Raw genomic sequence first — 14265 nt, 5'->3', positions numbered from 1 at the left:
CTGTCGATCAAGAACATCCCGACCGGTGCGGGTGACACGATCAACATCCAGGGCGTCTACACCGACGGCGCGACCCGCTACAACTTCCAGAACCTCGCGGGTAGCTCGTACTCCATGTACGGCGGTTCGGGCATTGCGTACCAGAGCATCGGCTTCGCCAATGCGCCTGACACCGTATATGTCGGCTCTGCCGCGACAGGCTTCAGCTCGCAGGAGACTGTTAAGACTTGGGGCTTCCGTGGTGCGTACACCCATAACTGGGATCCGTACTGGAACACCGCTCTCTACGGTGCTTATGCGCATGCATCGTTCGGATCGCTTGCCAAGAACTTCCTTTGCGGTGGTGGCGGCTTCGCCGGCTTCCTCGCAGTGCCAGGCATTACCTCGTGTAACCCTGATTTCAACATCGGCCAGGTGGGTGTGATCACTCGCTGGACCCCGGTGAAGAACCTGACGTTCTCGGCCGACTTCAACTGGACGCGTCTGGACCAGAAGTATGCAGGCGTGACCCCGCTGGTTACACCGGCTGCTACCGTTGCCAAGCCGACGGCGAGCTATGAGCTGAAGGATCAGGACAGCTTCACGCTGCTGCTCCGCGCTCAGCGCAATTGGTAAGTTCGGTTTAAACGACCTGACCTCCAAGAGGCCCTCGGTGGGAAACTGCCGAGGGTCTTCTTTTGTTTTTGTGGCCGGCCCGTCTCGAACAAGGCTCGTGGCTTCGTGTTGCTGAGGCTGTATGTATCTACCGCTTAGGTCGCAGTTCCAGCCGAAGCGCATGCGCGCTGGCGAACTCAATGGTGGATCATTGGGGTCTACCTCTCCAAGACAATGGCCTGAGACAGAAATAATGTCTCAATAGGGTTTGATTTCTGATTTGTGAGATGGTGCTGTCTCATGCTCTCGATCCTGTCGAGACGGGACTGGCATATGACTGTTATCGGCTACGCCCGCGTAGGCGCCGTCGGTCAGAACCTTGACCTCCAAGAGAACGCAAATCGCGCAGCGAACCGTGGCTTGATCTCCTCCGAAAAGCGTACGGCACCATGAACGCTGGGTCCCGGGGAGCCTCGCGCTGTGCTTGACTTCCTTCGCTGAGGATGCTGATGGTCAAGCGCATTGACCGCCTCGCGCAGCATCGGACCTGCAGGAATTGTGCGGACCGTCAGACGCGCGCGGTGCTGAGAGCCACAGAGCGACCCATCGACGCCAGCACAGCGGCGGGTAAGTGCTATCTTGGATGTGCTCGGCGAATTTGAAGCCAACATCCGCAAGGAGCGGCAGCTTGGGGTATTGCGGAGGCAAAGGCGCGCGAGCTGTACCGAGGGCGTAAGGCCTGCGTCGGAACCGAAAGTTCAGAGTTGCGTGCGCAAGGCATGGCCGCCTCGGACGTCGCGAAGGATCTTAGGATCGGCCGCGCATCGGTCTCTCGGGCTCCTGAGATGAGAGCAGATCCGCAGGCCTGGCTCACGGATATCCTTGCCCGCATCGCCGCCCACCCAGCTCATCGGCTGGATGGGCTTCTGCCCTGGAATTGGACGCCGGTATCAGCGTTCTCCGCTCGAGCGGCATGACCACGCACGTCAACAAGGTTCATCACGTCACCACCATCACCAAGGTCGCAAAGGACCTCGGCGAAGACGAAGATTGGCTGTGGGACTCGCCAACGAAATGGAAATCGAGGAGGGCGTCATCTGGGTCTATGGAGTCGGAGAAGACCGCGTCCAGGCGTTCACCGACTTCGGAATCGAAAACCTCATCGGGCTGATCAGGTTCTACAAAGAGAACCCTGGACTGCTCAAGTGGTAACCCTGCGGCCTACGCCGAATGGATACGTTATGGCTCGCGATGCATCTGATCATCCTCACCGGAGGTGGTCGAGCAAATCGTCCGAGTTCCGAGATCACTGGATTTTTGATCTCGGATGTTTAGGGCATTTAGGGGTTTTGATGGTGGGCGCACAAGGGATCGAACATTGGACCTCTCCCGTACCAAAAGTGTGCTTGGCGTCCGTGTGATTCCGCACAAGCCCGCGATGTCCCGAAAGTGGCGGGCAATCAGTGACTTCCATGAGACACTAGCCCGACTAATCCCGCGTGAGCCCTCAAATCCGTGCTTCCGCGGTGCTTCCGGTCGATAGGGACGTAAAAATGCAGAACCGGGTGAACCTCACTGAAGAGCGCATCAAGGCGCTCAAGCCTGAAGAAGGGTGCGAGCTAGTGCTCTGGGACACCGAAGTGCGCGGGTTCGGCGTGCGCTGTTGGCCGTCCGGCCGCAAAATGTTCATTTTGCTCTACCGGGCGAACGGCGGCGGCCGGAAGGCGCCTCAGCGGCGAATGACGCTTGGCGAGGTCGGTTCTGTCCGTCTCGCCGACGCCAGGGTGCCGACGGCCTTCAAGTTGGACGTCCCGGTGGCCGCGCCAGAATTGCCGCAGGCAGCCGCCGCGCCGGCGCAGCCGAAGCTCGTGCCGGTGGATCACGACCCGTTTGCACCGCCCGTCGCGCCGGCCACCCCCGGCTTGGGCGCGCAGAACGCCGCACGGGAAGGGCGTCTTTACGTCACCCCTGAAGCGCCGAAACCGATCGAGCGCCCTGTTTAGGTCCTGCCGAGCAGCGTCGGCGGCGCGGTGCGCGACTTCCAGGTCGGTGCCCAAGGCGTCGGCAAGGGGCTCACTGACATCGTCACCGGCCCGTTCGACCTTGTGGCCGGCGCCCAGAACGCCGCCGTCGGCGGCATCAACAAGCTGCTCGGCACGAACATCCCGATGGCCACGCCGGCGTCCAAGCTGGTTGAGAAGGCGGTCGACGCCACCGGCATCCCGGTCATCGACCCCGCCACGATGTCGCGCAGCGAGAAGCTCGCCTACGACGTCAACCGGTTCGGCACGCACGCCATCGGCACCGGCGCCATGCTGGCGCAGCGCGCGCCAAGCGTCGCAGCCGCGGCAAGCCGGTCTGAGACGGTCCCAGAGCGAGTCTTGGACCACATGGCGCGGCCATACACCGAAGCCCCCGCCCGTACTCTCGTTGGCGATACGATCGGTGGAGCGGGCGCCGGCGTCGCAGTCAATGCGTCGGACAACTACGTTCCTGACGACGCAAGCGTCTTCGGCCGCTACGTCGGACATGGCCTAAAGGACGCCGCGAATCTAATCGCTCCACTGGTCGGTGCTTCCGGCGCCAACACATTGCAGGCCGGCGTCGAAGGCCTCGCTGGCATGATCCGTAACCTCGCATCCAAGACATTTGCATCCGCGCCGGCGCCGATCCCGCTCAATCCGACCACTAAGGCACCATACAGCAACGCCGACGTAGACCGAGCCGCGGCGAGGTTTCAGTCAACTGCGACAGGCTCTCCACAAGCTTTGGCCCAAGACATCCGCGAAAACGCAGAGGCTCTCGCGGTCCCAGGCGAGGGCGGATCGGCGCTTCAGGCATCTGCGATGCCGACGTCCGGATTGCTCTCGCGCGATCCCGGCCTAATTGCTGCCGAGCAGGGCGCTCGTCTCAAATCATCGCCGGCCTTCGTGAAGCGGGATCAGAACGTGATGGGACAAACGATCCGAATTTTGAAGCGGGCATACGCCCTGCACGATCTCGTGAAAATGATTCAAGAGCTCGAGGATCTGCGAGAGAAGGTCCGGCTCGCCGAGGCCGCCAGAGTGCTGCATTAACCGAAACGGTTTACCAGAGGGCCTACTTTGCGCTCGCCCTCCGCTTAGCTCAGTTGCAGCGTCGAACCGAATCTACTTTGATGAACGCGAACTCTGGAGGAGGCATGATGCGTGTTCGGCTGAGTGTTTATGCGACCGCCATCTTGATCTTAAGCACTGCGAATGCATCGGCATTCTCGATGAGTTTTCGATGGTGCGGCCTCAGTTCTCCAGTGTTTGCGTTGAGCGGCGTGCCAAAGGGGACGACAACCCTGCAATTTCACATGATTGATCTTCAGGTCCCCAGCTACAATCACGGTGGGGGAACGGTACCTTACAAAGGGCAGTCTACGATAGCTTGTGGCGCATTGAACAATTATTCGCCCCCAAGCCCGCCGAGCGGCAGCCATTCTTATCAAATTACTGCTACGGCATTTGGCGCCGCCAATTCGAATCTCGGCTCAGCGACCTTCACACGCGAATTTCCAGAGAAGAAGTGACTTGAACGCGAGGCCTGAGTTTGCAGCTGCTTCCTTGCGTCCCCCTCGGGTCGCGGAATGTCCCGTAATCGGTTTGGGGCCGTGCAGGAAGATGACGAGCACCCGAGCGACGCACCACTAGCCGGTTAATTATTCGGGCCGCATGGAACGCATCCTTCGTAAGAGGCGCCTGGCATCAGCGCATCCTTCAGCGGCAAGCCCCTGCGCAGATGCCTCATGACAAGATTGGGTTTCTCAAGACCTCGCCGCTCTGTCGCCTTGCGGCCTTTCCAAGCAACGCCCATTGCACCCTCCTCGAAGCGCAGAATTGCGCTGCCGAAGGGCGCGCCTGAGTCGCGGCGGGTCAAAGACCCTAGGGTGGCAATCCACCGCTTGTTGCAGCGCTTTCCCTTGCGCTCGCCCTCCGGTTGCGTCACAAAAGCTCAAACTGGGGAACGCAAAAATGACCGTAAAGAACTGGTTCCGCGTAGCAGCTTTTCTGATCTTGCCGTCCTTCGCTCTGAACATCGCGACTGTCGTTTTGGTCGGCGGCTCTCTCATTGAGCTCAAAAACAAACCGAGCAGCAGCGCGAATTTCTTAGTGGGCTAACTGCATTCACGATGTCTGCGGCAGAAGCGATGCGGCAGGAACAGACTGCGCTCATGACCTCTACCGCACGAGCAATGCGGCAGGAGCAGGCAGATGCAAACGCCGAGATAAGACAGAAAATAAGCGAGTATCTCAGCAAACTTGCAAATAGAACCGAGGCCGTGGCACTACCGCCGAATCGCTAGAACGGCCCGCATAGATCGGCCGTGCGAGCCTGCTTGTCCCGTGTTGCGGCATGACGTGGTGGAACCAGTTCACCGCTACGATCGTTTTCTAGCGTGATTGCTGCAGGAGGAACGGCCGTGAAGCGATGTTTCTTGGTGTTCGCCGCTGTGGTGGCCCTGAGCGCGGGCGAGATAACCGCTGCGAACGCCCTCGACTTTGATATCGGTCCAGGCGGCGTTTACGTCGGACCACACCGGCATCGGGGCTACTACTACGACCGCGACCGCTATTACGGCTCCTATAACCGATACGGCGGCGACAGTTGCGAGATGTGGCAGCACGAATGTGCCCGTTCTTACGGGGGCGGGTACATGTATGAACGCTGCATGTCGCGGCCCGCAGCAGTCATAGCTTGCGGACGCTAGTATCAGGCGCTGGTCTGCAACGTCGCAGCACACTGCCGAGGCACTCCCGAATCGCTAGAACGGCGATCCGCTCGCGTGCATGGCGTTGTAGACGAGCGTCGCCAACGTCGCCTGTCCCGTGTCGCTGAAATGCGTGTTTTCCACCAGCCGGCCGGTCGCTCCAATGGAGTCCGCGTTGACACCGGCGAAGATGTGCATGTTGTCGACGACCGCCGCCTGCGCAATAGCTCGCCCATTCGTCCATCATGCGCCGGCGCTTCTTCCGCATGTCGCCGCGGCGATAGGCTGCCTCAACCTTATCGGACACCGCGTGCGCCAGGGCCATTTCGGACATCTCGTTCGGGCAGCCGGTCTGCTCGGTGCACCAGTCCTTGAAGGTCGACCGGAAGCCGTGCAGCACGGCGTCTCTGTGGAGCTTGGAATCCGAGCGCGGCCGCCCCTGCTCGCCAACGGGCCCCGAAAGCGTCTCCAAACCCGCCTCGATGGCTGCGATATCCTGCTCGACTCGGGCGATCGACGAGCGGTCGTCGAAGCCCGTCCTTGAGTTCGAGCCCACCGCCAAGCCCCGTGCCGACCGCCCCTCCGGCCTCCGCCTTGCTGCGGCGCACCGAAAACCTGCGCCGCGCTGGACACGAGGTGCCTAGCGGTACCCAGCGGCCGACTTAGACCTTTTGACTGAGGACCGCGGATCTCCCGCGCGGAAACGGCGCTTGCCCTCGCGCGTGGGTTGCGCTTGCATAGCCCCTTTCGACAGGGGGCATTTCAACATGCGCGTTTTGGTGATTGTGGCGGCCTGCGCCACGGTGGCTGGCTGCATGACAGCCGGCGAGACTGTTTCGTTCAAGGCGTCTAATCCGCAGCAACAAGCTCTCATGCGGGATGGACAGCCTGCCCTCGTCTCTCGGCAGAAAAGCTCTGTGGTGCTCGTTCGACCAGCGTCCCGTCAGTTACAAGCGAACGGCCGGCCCGTGTTTGTGGTGGGCATCAATAATCTGAGCCGACAGCCTGTCGAGTTTCGAGTCGGGCAAGTAGAGGCCGTTCAACATGCCGCCGGATCGGACTTCGAAATGAAAATCGTGACCTATGAGATGCTGGTTCAGGAGGAAAAGAACAGGCAGGTTGCCCTGGCTGCCCAAAAGGACGGCCTCAGTTGATCGGCAGCTGAGGCCGTTGGCTGCGCTCCGGTTTCGGGGGGGGGCGTTGGGGGACGCCGGAGCAAGGAAGAAATTCGCTAGATTGCCACTTGTTCCTGGCTCGTAAACGCCGCGGGAAACCTTATCTTCGGCCCATGCGTATGGCGTACGAGCTCTGCCTGGCGACCGCCGGCAAGCAGGTCCCCGACGGGCCGGACTGGATTCATGAAGTAAAGCACGACGGCTATCGGATGCTGGTCATCCGGGAGAACGAGCGCGTGCGCCTGCTCTCTCGCAACGGCACCGACTGGACGAAGCGCTATCCCTGGATTGCTGAGGCCGCGCTGAAGAACAGGCAGAAGCGCTTTGTGATCGATGGCGAGGCCGTGATCCTCGGCGTGGACGGCATCAGCGACTTCAACGCGCTGCACAGCCGGCTCTACGACCATGAGGTGCAGCTCTACGCCTTCGATATCCTCGTCATGGGCGGCGATGATTTGCGCTCGCTGCCCCTTCACCCTGCGCAAAGCAAATCTGCAGCAGCTCTTGGCGCGCCGTCCGGACGGGATCAGCGTGGCACCGTTCGAGCGCGGCGAGATCGGGCCCGACCTTTTTCGGGCCGCCTGTCGAATGGGACTTGAGGGCCTGGTCTCCAAGCATCGCGATCGGCCCTATCGTGGCGGTCGGCAGAAGCACTGGATCAAGGTGAAGAACCGGAGCCATCCTGCTATGGACCGCGAGCTTTAGTTAGAAGGCAAAGTTCTAAGATGCAGTTCCGGCCAAGATCTCAGGGTTAGAAGAAACACGAAGATGAACTGCTGCGGGAGCTCGTAGATTTCCGCGCCCCCGTCGCCATCATCTGCGAAAAGCTCCAGAGGACCGAAGATGAGCTTCGAAGGCGGCTCGGCCTCCCCATGAAGTGGTTTAAGACAAGCACCGCGTGGGAAGCTATACGGGCTAATAGCGCCTACGCTCAGACCGTAGGTCGAGATATTTTATCACCGCGAACGTGGCGCACACCGCCAAGACGCAGATACAGCCCGTAATCAATAACCCCGCCAGCATACCTGATCAGTATTCTTACGGGCATCAGGGAGGCAATTCACAATGATTAACAGCGGAAACGCTGAGTTGATCGAGGCTCAAGGAAGCCGAAAACGGCCACCTTCAACAGGTGGGCCAAGGGAGTAGAGACTGTGTGGCTATCCCTTTTCGCCAGCTTGAAGTTGCCGCACTGGCTGATGATCGCAGGGGCCCTCCTAGTAGCGATCGGCTGCATTGGCGTCCTCGTCAACGGAAGGAAGATAGAGGAAGTTGATCCCTCTCCCGACGAACGGATCAATCCTCCGCACCAGCAGATGCCGCCTTTGCCGAGGCTTCTCAACTCCGAAAGAAAACGCCGTCAGCGCGACGATAGCGGGACGGTATAAAAGCCAAGCCCACCAGAGTGTCACCATTCTCGGGGGCGGCACTGCCGAGACGGTGAAGGCACATAGGCCGGGAGTTCTGTAAATCGAGGCCGAAGCGCAACACAAAGCTGGCCTCTTGCCGATCTGTCCCGGTTCCTATTGCGCTCGCCTTGCGATTGCTTGAAGACTCAAGCACCTTAACGGGGTGGGAGGTCAAGACCTTGACTGAAAAGCACTGGTTTCGACTCACTGTCCTTCTGATGATCCCATCATTCGGGATGAACGCAGCTACGCTGGTTATAGTCGGAGGCTTCCTCGTCGATCCCAAGAAACGAGACGATCTGGATCCGCGCCGCTTTGATACTCAGATTTCCGACCTCATGATTTCGACAGCCAGGAAGATGCGGCAGGAACAGGCAGATTCAAATGCCGAGTTGAGACGTACGATAAGTGAATATCTCGAGAGACTTCCAAAGAAAATCGAGGCCGAGGCGCGGCCCACTCGTTAACCGCAGGTGTGCATGAGCGAGCGCGGAGAGGCCGGCCAGCGCGAACCCGGCGGGCCAGGATCCGAGTCGTGATTCGTTTGCCGTGATTTTGGACTAAAACAGAGTCAGATCAGCGCGTTAGACCGCGATTCCACCGGCGCTCGCCAGATCAGGCGTACCCATCGAGTTGCCAGCTCTGCGATCCCACCTGCTCAAGCAGCCCCTCCATGTCGCCGATGCCCGATTCGGCGGGATCATTTTCCAGGTCTCGCGCGCTGCCGGCGGCCCAATTGGATTGGTCGCCCGACCAATTGCGGCCATCTATGCCATAGCAGCTAGGGTGCCGCTCGACGCTACCAAGCGACGGCTCATAATCGCTGGTATCCGCTCCCTCGTCCTCGCAGTCTTCCTCGCCGCCGCCGCCCTCGCAGTAGGCGCCTTCGTCCTCGCACGCATCCCCAAGTTCGGTCATCACGTAGGGGTCGGACGCGTCCAGGAAGGCGATAAGCCGCTCGATTTCGGCCGATGCCTCTTTCCTGAGTCTGGCGAGGCGCTGGAGCGACGTTTGCCGCTCCCGCTGTTGGATAGCCAGCCCGCTCAAAATCGCACGGGTGGAGTCCGTATTAAGTTCTCTGACGTTTTCCGTGGTGGTGCTCACTGGTTTCCGGCTTTCGACAGCCGCGCCCCGTGTCGGACGGGGCAGCCGGGGGGTCGAAACCAGCCAGTGAGACTGGTCGGACGCTTTTAGGCTTTCGCCCTGGACAGCACAGTCCGCCCCCGGCCACTTGCCGTCGGAATCCGAATAGGCAATAAGGTTCAGGTCGGAGCCGCACCGCCAAGTGCGTCCGTTCCGATATCGGAATACCGATATCGAATTCAGCCGTCACCGCTCGACGCCAATCGAGTGGACATGCATGACCAAGCATGAAGCGGCTTATCACTGGTCCGGGTTTCGACACCCACGGACATGCTGAACCGATTTGCGTTAAAAATCCATCCCCCTTTTGGGGAGACTCCGACTCTCGCCCTGAGGTAGAAGGCCATGGAGCCTAGAGGAGTGCAAAATCATGTCGAATATCGAAAGCAAATCAATTTCGAACCGGACGATCCTGATCGCTCTCCTGATATTCAATGTGGTTGGAATTGGTCTCTCGGAGATCCAGCGTAGGCAGCTCGGCAATCAGAGCACGGAGGCTGTGCTCGAGCTGCAGGCAATCGAGCGTAAAAGGATCGCAGACGCGGCGGCGGATTGGGAACGAACCTACAAGCTTCTTGCTGAGATCAATCAGCGAGTGAACAACGTCGAAATCGCGCTCCAGTCTGGTCCACTCGCCGGTGAAGTCAGGGATATCTATGAGCGGCTCAAGGCTGTCCAAACCAAGGTGGAGGCGACGACAGTCGCAAAATAAGACCCTGCAATCCAATCGAATCATAAATCCGATCGAGATTTTCAAACCCATCACCGCCCGTGCGCGAAATTGCGCTGCGGAAGGGCGCGCACGAGTCGAGGCGGGTCAAAGGATAAATGGTGTCAATCCACCGCTAGTCTCGCTTGCGCTCATCCTGCGGTTGCGGAATCGTATTTGCCACAAGGAGGGCGCATGATGGCATTTGCAACGTTTGGCGGCGAAAACGGGCGGCCGCTCTACATTAACCCCGCATTGGTGACGCATGTCATTGAGCTCAATGACCGGTTATGCACCGTCTTTTTAGGCGGGCAGCACGCGGTGAATATTCCTCTGCCGGTCCACGTGGTTGTCGCGGATCTGGAGAAGGCGGCTGAGGTTAGCCGCTAGCGAGTTTATGCATTTATAGCGAATTTCTACTATAATCGGATAACTTTCCTATGGATCCCTTTAGAAACCCGTACGCTCCAGGCGCGGGGACCCCGCCACCTGAGCTTGCGGGCCGCTCCGAGCTTATCGATGAAGCGACGGTAGCCCTTCGACGCACGCAGGTGGGCCTTGTGAGTGCGAGCCGAAGATAGGTCTAACGGGAAGCTCTCTCGCGCGCAGCATTCAGGTCTGCTTTTATGCCTGAGATTGCTGCATCAGCCGGCTGTCGACTTGGGGGCGGTTCATTGAGGTCTCGCGCCCACGGTGCCCCTGATCGAACTGTCGAACCGGAAGTGACCCGATCAGAGCTCACGCAAGCAAAGACAAGTAGGCCAGGAAGGCCGACCAATACCGCCCGCGTTATCGCCTGGATGCCCATACTCGCCTAACCGAGATGACTCCGAATCGATCCTCCAGATCACCAGATCATCGCCATGAAACGATTTTCCCTGCGCCGCTCTCGATTAGCCGGCAAGCCATCTGCTCGTTGTCCAAGCCTAAATCCGAGACTGAGCGAACGCGGGACCCAAGCCTGCGACCTGGGTTCATCCGGCTGTTGAACGAAACGCGACGAGGCGATAGAGGCCGCAGTCTGGGCTCCAGCGGGGCTCACTCCTCACCGCCTCAGCCGGCGGGCGTGCGCCGCCAGCCGCTACCGGTTGCGGGGCCGCTCGATAGACGCCTCCGGGGCCGACAAGTCCGAGGCATTATCCTGTCAGCGGAGGATCGTACTGACGGCGGATCTCAGGTCGACTAGGACAACTTTATGCCAGTGTACTCACGTCCCTTCTCAGAGACAAAATTCCGAATAGCTCTGCGGCATGATGGAGTGCTGCGACGCTTCATTTCCTATTGGGTTGCGATACGCAGCGACGGATCGCTTTATCTCCTTTTCGACAGGAAGGGCAAAACAGACTACTGGAGCTGGACCGCGGGGCCGGAGGGCAATTCGAACAAGACATTGTCGACAGAGCAAACCAGGGGTTTCCGCCTGAGCTGCCATACAACAGGCATGCTAAACCCCTGGGCTAGACGGAGAGCCGACCTACTTTGAACCGCTATTCGGGATAACGAAGCTCCACGCACTTGTCGCGCTTTCGATTCCGTCTGCCGATCGACTAGACATCTACGATTCCAACGAGGCACCTCAGCGCATCATCGACGTGCCGAATTCCACGAGACTCGACTTTTGCCTTGCAGTGGCTCCTGCAAATTGTGACGATCCAAATTTTACAATTCTGGCCGACAATTTTGGCGGCATGTTCTCTCTTCAGCCGCTGCGCGAGAATATACAAGGACTGATCACCGCCGATATTGCTGAGCATTTTCTTTTTGTGCGGCCCGCTGTTGGACATCACGAAACACAGCAAATTCGAAAAGATGAGGCATTCATCAGGTTTCACCAGACCATCCACGGCCAACGAGACTTGATTATCTATGGTCCGAATGGAGAAGGCACCTACCTGATGATCTTCTCCGTACCCATGAGAAGCGCCCCTGTAGCAACGATCACTCCGCAGCTTCCCAATGGGACCGCGGAGATTATCGAAGCCACGAATGCTTGGCTCAAATATCGGATCAGACAGGGAAACAGGATCGTCAAAGAACCTACCATGATCGATGGGATCCTCAACGCCCGCATGTAAGCAAGGGAAGAGGTAAGGGAATGAATCATTCCACACTCAAGCTACGCCCCCCGCGCGGCCACCTGCTGCATAATCCGTTGGTTCCGCGCGATCAAGACTCTCAGTTGTTCGCCACGATCGGCAGAAGTTGCTCGGCGACGAGCTGCTAGATCAATTGACCCCAAATCATTAAGTGCTGAGTGAGATAAGCCCAATCAGCTGAGCGCCGCATTTAGGAGCCATCATGTTGCAAAAACTGTCTGCCGCGGTGGCCTGGGCTGCTCTTGCATTCATCACCTACGCTAGTCTTTCTCCAATCCGCGATAGGCCGCAACTGAGCAACGTTGCTGATTTAGAGCATCTCGCCGCTTTTGCGGTTTTAGGCTTCGCATTCTGCCTCGCGTACCGTCATAGAATGACATTCGTATGCAGCATCGTGCTTGGTAGCGCAGTCGTGCTCGAGTTTTTGCAAACGCTGACGCCAGATCGTCACGGAAAATTACTGGACGCCTCCGAAAAGATCATTGGCGGCTTGATAGGGATATTCCTGGCCAGTTTAGCTTTGCGCGCAATGAAGCGTGCTGGATGCGCGCCTTCCATCCTTAACAGTCGGTCCGATCACTGAAGCCACGAAGCGGAGCCTAAAACTCCGGGACGGTGCAGGTCACAAGGGCGGCGGTGGTGCTCGACGGCGAATGCCCACCGTACCACCTCGCCGGTGTCACGTTCCTTGCCGCAGGGATGCCTGTTGGTTAGACATCGGCGTCGGCACCAACGGCGGAACAGGCCTAATCGCCCGTCAATCCTATGGATTGAAGGCGGATCGGTGGCCTCGGGAACAAAGCCCGGCCGCCTCGATTGCCGCTCCATGAAGTGGCTCGTAGGCATCGTTGCGGTCCTCCTGCTCTGCCTTGTGGTGTATGCCGGATCGGCTTTCGTTTCCGCGTTGGATCTCGTTTCGGCCGTTCGGAGCGGAGACGCCTCTCAAGTCATGGCCCGAGCGGATTTGCCGCGTGTCCGCCATTCCCTGGTCGAACAGGTTGTGTCCACCTACCTCGATCGAATCGCCCAAAAGCGGCCGGTGCGCCCATTCGAGCGAATGGCCATAAACGCGTTCGGCGCAACGATCGCCGATGACCTCGCGATCAAGCTCATGACGCCGGAAAATCTGTCCGCCCTTTTAAAGAGCGGCACTGTTCGCAACAGCGCGGAGAACATCACCTTCGGAACGATGTCGTCATTGGCCGAGCTCGACATCTCAAACATCTTCGTTTTCACCGGACGGATCACCCTGGTGAAGCCTGTCGAGTTTGCGTTGCGGCTTGGCGAGAGTCAGGACGCGGGCAGCGTCAGCATGCATCTCGACGGGACAACCTGGAAGCTCTCGCGGATTGGGCTACCGCCGAAGGTCTTGGCGAATATGGTTGACCGGCTGCCGACGCGGTGAACCCGCCGGCGTTCCCGCGCTCTCGTGGCTGATTGCACTTCGCTGGGCGGTCCTTTCCAACTGAGGCGGCCTTACTGCTTTCTGATACCCGCAATCTCGACGGTGAACCGAACGCGCATGACCGGCCCCGAATCGTCGCGGACCTCGATTGAGGACTCGCTAGGCTTCATTGGCCGCTGGAAGTTCTCCGCAGCCGCGTCGGCCATAGCCCGCGCGGCCTCTGCTCTGCGGCGTCCATGTCGGAGAACTCTAGACCTTCCTCGTCAACCACAAGGCCATCTTGGTCCAGCAAATCGAAGTAATAGCGTGACATTGTCATAGGATCGGCCCTGCCGCTGGGCGATCAATTAACGCAAATTTCGTTCCTAAGCTAGAACAGTCGAAAACTCATCGTCCTCAGTAAGCGCTTAGCCGCCACCCTATTGATGCTGGCTTGACGTTTTGCGGAATCGCCATGGCATTAAGTCGTCGATTTCGCTTTGGGGATGGCCGGCGATGATCGCCGTGAGCGTTTCGGCGATGTAGGCGACCGGGTTGACGTCGTTGAGCTTACAGGTCGCCACGATGGATGCGAGCAAGGCCCAGTTTTCGGCTCCGACCTCATGACCAGCGAAGAGTGCGTTTTTTCTGGTCAAGCAGATCGGCCGGATCGCGTTTTCAACCGGATTGGTGTCGAGCTCGAGCCGCCCGTCATCGAGGAAGCGCGTCAGCCCCTGCCAATGATTGAGCGCGTAGCGGATGTCATCAGCGAGCGTCGAGCCGCTGGAGATCATCGACAGCTGTTTCTCGAACCACGGCTTCAACGCCTCGACGAGGGGCAGCGAGTGTTCCTTGCGCGCGGCCAGCCTGATGTCCGGCGATGAACCGCGTGCCATGGCTTCGATGCCGTAGAGCTGTGCGATCTGCCGGACGGCGGCCTCGGCGATCGGCGATTTACTGTTGCGGGCCAATTTGACGAAGCGCCGGCGCAAATGGCTCCAGCAGTGTACGAGCGTCCAG

General features: G+C 59.2%; 16 protein-coding genes and 3 pseudogenes. 15 read left to right on the top strand and 4 right to left on the bottom strand.

Features of this window, described 5'->3' with window-relative positions:
- From BLV07_RS45065 to BLV07_RS48270, 7 genes and pseudogenes are all read left to right on the top strand, one after another.
- On the top strand, positions 1 to 615 hold a 615-nt coding region (locus BLV07_RS45065; protein WP_176946191.1), incomplete at its 5' end, for a porin.
- A gap of 833 nt (positions 616 to 1448) precedes the next feature.
- A pseudogene (locus BLV07_RS45060) lies at positions 1449 to 1571 on the top strand (transposase domain-containing protein); the annotation flags it as partial.
- Positions 1568 to 1806, top strand: a pseudogene (locus BLV07_RS45055) (hypothetical protein). The pseudogenes BLV07_RS45060 and BLV07_RS45055, both read left to right, overlap by 4 nt.
- A gap of 341 nt (positions 1807 to 2147) precedes the next feature.
- Positions 2148 to 2597 (top strand): Arm DNA-binding domain-containing protein, encoded by a 450-nt coding sequence (locus tag BLV07_RS45050; protein WP_091899049.1) that lies wholly within the window; start codon positions 2148 to 2150, stop codon positions 2595 to 2597.
- A 27-nt stretch (positions 2598 to 2624) separates the two neighbouring features.
- Positions 2625 to 3671 (top strand): hypothetical protein, encoded by a 1047-nt coding sequence (locus BLV07_RS45045; RefSeq protein WP_091899048.1) that lies wholly within the window; start codon positions 2625 to 2627, stop codon positions 3669 to 3671.
- A 104-nt stretch (positions 3672 to 3775) separates the two neighbouring features.
- Entirely contained in the window at positions 3776 to 4150 is a 375-nt protein-coding gene (locus BLV07_RS45040; protein ID WP_176946190.1) for a phospholipid-binding protein, read from the top strand.
- A 442-nt stretch (positions 4151 to 4592) separates the two neighbouring features.
- Entirely contained in the window at positions 4593 to 4739 is a 147-nt protein-coding gene (locus tag BLV07_RS48270; RefSeq protein WP_176946189.1) for a hypothetical protein, read from the top strand.
- Positions 4740 to 5383: 644 nt separating this feature from the next.
- On the opposite strand, the gene BLV07_RS48265 is transcribed toward BLV07_RS48270, so the two are convergent.
- Positions 5384 to 5527 (bottom strand): hypothetical protein, encoded by a 144-nt coding sequence (locus tag BLV07_RS48265; protein ID WP_176946188.1) that lies wholly within the window; start codon positions 5525 to 5527, stop codon positions 5384 to 5386.
- A 569-nt stretch (positions 5528 to 6096) separates the two neighbouring features.
- Between BLV07_RS48265 and BLV07_RS45030 the strand changes: the two genes are divergently transcribed.
- The 3 genes from BLV07_RS45030 (at position 6097) to BLV07_RS45015 (ending at position 8380) form a co-directional block, all read left to right on the top strand.
- On the top strand, positions 6097 to 6483 hold the full coding sequence (locus tag BLV07_RS45030; RefSeq protein WP_091899046.1) for a hypothetical protein: 387 nt from the start codon (positions 6097 to 6099) through the stop codon (positions 6481 to 6483).
- A gap of 89 nt (positions 6484 to 6572) precedes the next feature.
- Complete coding sequence (locus BLV07_RS45025; RefSeq protein ID WP_349525704.1) at positions 6573 to 7103, top strand: ATP-dependent DNA ligase; 531 nt, start codon at positions 6573 to 6575, stop codon at positions 7101 to 7103.
- A gap of 989 nt (positions 7104 to 8092) precedes the next feature.
- Positions 8093 to 8380, top strand: coding sequence for a hypothetical protein (locus BLV07_RS45015; protein WP_143035739.1), 288 nt, complete (start codon positions 8093 to 8095; stop codon positions 8378 to 8380).
- A 148-nt stretch (positions 8381 to 8528) separates the two neighbouring features.
- Here BLV07_RS45015 and BLV07_RS45010 read toward each other — a convergent pair whose 3' ends face one another.
- A complete protein-coding gene (locus BLV07_RS45010) occupies positions 8529 to 9017 on the bottom strand; it encodes a hypothetical protein (RefSeq protein WP_176946187.1) in 489 nt (162 codons plus the stop codon).
- Between the two features lie 409 nt (positions 9018 to 9426).
- On the opposite strand from BLV07_RS45010, the gene BLV07_RS45005 reads away from it, so the two are divergent.
- From BLV07_RS45005 to BLV07_RS44985, 5 genes are all read left to right on the top strand, one after another.
- The gene (locus tag BLV07_RS45005) at positions 9427 to 9768 is read left to right on the top strand and encodes a hypothetical protein (RefSeq protein ID WP_091899043.1); all 342 of its coding nucleotides are present in this window, start codon (positions 9427 to 9429) and stop codon (positions 9766 to 9768) included.
- Between the two features lie 192 nt (positions 9769 to 9960).
- A complete protein-coding gene (locus BLV07_RS45000; protein WP_091899042.1) occupies positions 9961 to 10155 on the top strand; it encodes a hypothetical protein in 195 nt (64 codons plus the stop codon).
- A 1202-nt stretch (positions 10156 to 11357) separates the two neighbouring features.
- Positions 11358 to 11840 (top strand): hypothetical protein, encoded by a 483-nt coding sequence (locus BLV07_RS44995; protein ID WP_143035738.1) that lies wholly within the window; start codon positions 11358 to 11360, stop codon positions 11838 to 11840.
- Positions 11841 to 12063: 223 nt separating this feature from the next.
- Complete coding sequence (locus tag BLV07_RS44990; RefSeq protein WP_091899040.1) at positions 12064 to 12444, top strand: VanZ family protein; 381 nt, start codon at positions 12064 to 12066, stop codon at positions 12442 to 12444.
- A 201-nt stretch (positions 12445 to 12645) separates the two neighbouring features.
- The gene (locus tag BLV07_RS44985) at positions 12646 to 13266 is read left to right on the top strand and encodes a DUF2939 domain-containing protein (RefSeq protein WP_244551460.1); all 621 of its coding nucleotides are present in this window, start codon (positions 12646 to 12648) and stop codon (positions 13264 to 13266) included.
- Between the two features lie 71 nt (positions 13267 to 13337).
- Here the strand turns inward: BLV07_RS44985 and BLV07_RS50600 are convergent.
- Both BLV07_RS50600 and tnpC read right to left on the bottom strand, forming a co-directional pair.
- Positions 13338 to 13579, bottom strand: a pseudogene (locus BLV07_RS50600) (DUF6894 family protein).
- Between the two features lie 106 nt (positions 13580 to 13685).
- On the bottom strand, positions 13686 to 14265 hold a 580-nt coding region (gene tnpC / locus BLV07_RS44975; RefSeq protein WP_143035737.1), incomplete at its 5' end, for an IS66 family transposase.

The sequence above is a fragment of the Bradyrhizobium sp. Rc2d genome (genome assembly GCF_900099855.1).
Taxonomy (GTDB): domain Bacteria; phylum Pseudomonadota; class Alphaproteobacteria; order Rhizobiales; family Xanthobacteraceae; genus Bradyrhizobium.
This window is presented reverse-complemented; position numbering and strand designations above follow the sequence as displayed.

Excerpts from the sequence above, each read along its gene's own strand:
- BLV07_RS45040 (WP_176946190.1), top strand. The coding sequence starts at position 3,776 with ATGATGCGTGTTCGGCTGAGTGTTTATGCGACCGCCATCTTGATCTTA.
- BLV07_RS44990 (WP_091899040.1), top strand. The coding sequence starts at position 12,064 with ATGTTGCAAAAACTGTCTGCCGCGGTGGCCTGGGCTGCTCTTGCATTC.
- BLV07_RS48265 (WP_176946188.1), bottom strand. The coding sequence starts at position 5,527 with ATGCACATCTTCGCCGGTGTCAACGCGGACTCCATTGGAGCGACCGGC.
- BLV07_RS45050 (WP_091899049.1), top strand. The coding sequence starts at position 2,148 with ATGCAGAACCGGGTGAACCTCACTGAAGAGCGCATCAAGGCGCTCAAG.
- BLV07_RS45000 (WP_091899042.1), top strand. The coding sequence starts at position 9,961 with ATGATGGCATTTGCAACGTTTGGCGGCGAAAACGGGCGGCCGCTCTAC.
- BLV07_RS45030 (WP_091899046.1), top strand. The coding sequence starts at position 6,097 with ATGCGCGTTTTGGTGATTGTGGCGGCCTGCGCCACGGTGGCTGGCTGC.
- BLV07_RS48270 (WP_176946189.1), top strand. The coding sequence starts at position 4,593 with ATGACCGTAAAGAACTGGTTCCGCGTAGCAGCTTTTCTGATCTTGCCG.
- BLV07_RS45005 (WP_091899043.1), top strand. The coding sequence starts at position 9,427 with ATGTCGAATATCGAAAGCAAATCAATTTCGAACCGGACGATCCTGATC.